The organism is Flavobacterium sp., assembly GCF_044371705.1.
Lineage (GTDB): Bacteria > Bacteroidota > Bacteroidia > Flavobacteriales > Flavobacteriaceae > Flavobacterium.
In genome coordinates this window covers 1-3,891 of the sequence record NZ_JBILTE010000224.1, presented here as the reverse complement: position 1 = coordinate 3,891, position 3,891 = coordinate 1, and the positions used below count along the sequence as shown (strand labels likewise).

Genomic DNA, 3,891 nt, shown 5'->3' with positions numbered 1-3,891 from the left:
ACGAATTCTTCTCCTTTAGTTGCAGCATTCTTTTTGCTTTCTTCATATGATTTTACAAAATCAGGATCAGAATACAAGTTTTTCTCTATTGCTGAAGCTTGAGCGTCCATATTCTGACGGGCATTTTTGATGTCCTCTTCGGTATAAGGAACACCTAATGTTGCCATTACCTCCATTTTTTTCTCAATCATTGAGTGATCCATTGCCTCATTATCGTAAAGCCATTTATAACCCGGCATAATTGAACCTGGTGAAGTACTTTGCGGATCCCACATGTGATTAAAATGCCAGTTGTCATTGTATTTAGCACCCAACCTATGTAAATCCGGACCGGTACGTTTGGAACCCCATAAGAATGGATGATCATATACATATTCCCCAGCTTTTGAATATTCACCATAACGTTCTACTTCTGATCTAAAAGGACGTATCATCTGAGAGTGACACCCTACACAACCTTCACGGATGTATAAATCTCTACCTTGAAGTTCTAATGGAGAGTAAGGTTTAACTGCTGCAATTGTTGGAATATTTGATTTTACTACGATGGTTGGTATAATTTGCACAATTCCACCAATTAAAATAGCAACAATAGATAACAACATAAATTGAATTGGTCTTCTTTCTAACCAAGCGTGCCATTTCTCGCCTTTTTGTCTTTTGTTACTGATGTTTGATAATGCCGGAGCTTCAGCTAATTCATCCTCTACTGTTGATCCCTGAGCTACTGTTCGAATGATATTGTATACTAAAACTAATAGTCCAACTACAAACAACGTACCTCCAATAGCTCTCATCCAATACATTGGCATAATTTGAGTTACTGTTTCAAGGAAGTTTCCGTACATTAAAGTCCCGTCAGGGTTGAATTGTTTCCACATAGAAGCTTGGGTAAAACCGGCAACATATAATGGCAACGCATACAATACGATTCCTAAAGTTCCAATCCAGAAATGGAAATTGGCTAATTTTTCAGAATATAATTTGGTTTTAGTCATTCGAGGAATCAACCAATAAATCATACCAAAAGTCATGAAACCATTCCAAGCTAAAGCACCCACGTGCACGTGTGCAATAATCCAATCGGTAAAGTGTGCGATAGCGTTCACATTTTTTAATGAAAGCATTGGGCCTTCAAAAGTTGCCATACCATAACCGGTAATACCTACTACGAAAAATTTAAGAACAGCATCCGTACGTACTTTATCCCACACTCCACGAAGTGTTAAAAGTCCATTAATCATACCACCCCAAGACGGTGCAATTAGCATGACGGAGAATACAACTCCCAAATTTTGAGCCCAATCAGGCAAAGCTGTATATAACAAATGGTGCGGACCTGCCCAGATATAAATAAATATTAGCGACCAAAAGTGAATAATGGATAGTCTGTACGAATACACCGGACGATTGGCCACTTTTGGAACAAAATAATACATTAAACCTAGAAAAGGAGTAGTTAAGAAAAATGCTACTGCATTGTGGCCGTACCACCATTGTACCAGTGCATCTTGAACACCTGCATAAACAGAATAGCTTTTTAAAGCAGAAACAGGTAATTCTAAACTATTAAAAATATGAAGTACTGCAACGGTAACGAAAGTAGCGATGTAAAACCAAATGGCCACATAAATATGACGTTCTCTTCGTTTTACGATTGTCATAATCATGTTCAAACCGAATACTACCCAGATTAAAGCAATGGCAATATCAATGGGCCATTCTAACTCAGCATACTCTTTGGAAGAAGTATATCCTAAAGGTAGAGTGATTGCAGCTGCAACAATGATAAGTTGCCATCCCCAAAAGTTGATGTTACTCAATAAATCACTGTACATTCTTGTTTTGAGTAATCGTTGCATTGAATAATAAACACCGGCAAAAATGGCGTTTCCAACAAATGCAAAAATTACTGCATTGGTATGTAAAGGTCTTAATCTACCAAAACTTAGGAATGATATTCCGTCTGTTAAATTGGGAAATAAAAACATGATGGCTAATAAAAGCCCAACTAACATTCCCACCACACCAAAAAGGATACTGGCATAGAGGAACTTCTTTACAATTTTGTTGTCGTAATAAAATTGTTGCATCTCCATAATTATACTTGTTTTTCTTTGATTGTTTGTATTGGTTTTTTGTTTGGATTTTTCTTTGAATTTTTAAGGAGTTCGTCGTCAAAAAGCATTCTGACAGAGGGAGTATAATCGTCGTCGTACTGGCCACTTTTTACAGCTCGAATGAAGGCATACAAGAAGAAGACGGCCACAATAATACTTATTGAGATTAATATGTAAATTACACTCATACCTTAAAATTATGTTAACAAAATTAGACTTACTGATTTTTATAAAAAATGATAATTGTCATGCTTTTAAAAATATTGTTAGTTTTTGGTTACGGGTTGCGAACTGCGGGTTTTCGGGCATAAATATTTGTCATGATTGTTACAAAACTTACAATTGTAATGGTGCTTAAAGGCATAATAATAGCAGCTACTAATGGTGATAGATTTCCGGAAACTGCATAGGTTAATCCAACAACATTGTAGGCTAATGAAAGTCCGAAACTCATATAAATTGTTTTCATTGCATTTTTGGAATACTGCATAAAAAATGCAATTTTTTGAAATTGCGAAGCATCCAAAATTCCATCGCAGGCAGGTGAAAAAACATTCACATTTTCTGAAATAGATATTCCCACATTACTTTGTGCCAATGCACCGGCATCATTTAGTCCATCCCCAATCATGAGGACATTTTTACCTTGTTTTTGCAAGTTTTCAATGAAGCCTAATTTTTGTTCGGGCTTTTGGTGAAAGACCAAAGTGGTTTTGGACGGCAACATCTTTTCTAATATTTTACGTTCGCCATCATTATCACCTGATAAAACAACCAACTCATATTTTTTTGACAACAGTTCAAACAATGATTCTAAACCCTTTCTATATTGATTATTAAACACAAAACTTCCTTTGTAAATACCATCTATTTCTACATGCACTTTGGTTTTTTTATGGGTGTTCTCAGTCATATGCTGCAAAAATTGGGAAGACCCCAGTTTTATCGTTCCTTCCTCAAATGTTGCAGTGATGCCTTTTCCAATTAATTCTTCAAAGTGTGTGGGAGCCATTTTGGTTTGCTGCGGAATAAAATCATACAATCTTCTACTCAGCGGATGATTGGAACCTCGTAAGGCGTTGTATAACAACCTATAATCCAAATCATTTAAAGGAGTACCTTCATATGTTATCGCTGTTTTCTCATTGGTAGTGATGGTTCCGGTTTTGTCAAAAACAATTGTATCAACTTTTGCTAATTGCTCAATTACAATGGCATTTTTTAAATAAAACTTTCGCTTACCCAAAATTCGCAACACATTACCCAACGTAAATGGCGCAGTTAAAGCCAAAGCACAAGGACAGGCAACTATTAATATTGCGGTAAACACGTTGAAAGCAGTAGTGACATCAATAAAAACCCAAAAAATAAATGAAACAATTGCCAATCCGAGCAATGCAGGCGTAAAAAACCGACTGATTTTGTCTGTAATAGTTTTGTGCTTGATGTCTACCTTTTTCTGAAAAACGTCGTTGCTCCACAATTGCGTTAAATAACTCTGAGAAACAGAAAATAGGACTTCCATTTCAATCACTTTACCCAATTGCTTTCCACCTGCAAATAGTTTATCACCTGATTTTTTCTCAATAGCAACAGCCTCTCCTGTCACAAAACTGTAATCAATTGAAGCCTTCTCCGAGATTAAAATTCCATCTACCGGAATCAATTCTTGGTTTCTGATTAAGAGTCGGTCGCCTTTTTCAATGTCATACACTTGCACGGAAGTTTCAGAACCATCGGCTACTATTTTAGTGATTGCAATCGGAAAGTA

The 3,891-nt window shown here is 36.2% G+C and carries 3 protein-coding genes; all 3 read right to left on the bottom strand.

Annotation, left to right across the window (positions count from 1 at the left end; genetic code table 11):
- Positions 1–2,099: cytochrome-c oxidase, cbb3-type subunit I (gene ccoN, locus ACIQ2S_RS12010; protein WP_396176313.1), on the bottom strand; the 2,099-nt coding region annotated here is incomplete at its 3' end.
- A gap of 2 nt (positions 2,100–2,101) precedes the next feature.
- Positions 2,102–2,308: a cbb3-type cytochrome oxidase assembly protein CcoS gene (gene ccoS / locus ACIQ2S_RS12005; protein ID WP_396176311.1), complete on the bottom strand. Its 207-nt coding sequence runs from the start codon at positions 2,306–2,308 to the stop codon at positions 2,102–2,104.
- An 89-nt stretch (positions 2,309–2,397) separates the two neighbouring features.
- Positions 2,398–3,891 (bottom strand): HAD-IC family P-type ATPase (locus tag ACIQ2S_RS12000; RefSeq protein ID WP_396176309.1); only part of this gene is annotated, 1,494 nt, incomplete at its 5' end.

Coding starts and splice junctions, on each gene's coding strand:
- ccoS (WP_396176311.1), bottom strand. CDS start 2,308: ATGAGTGTAATTTACATATTAATCTCAATAAGTATTATTGTGGCCGTC.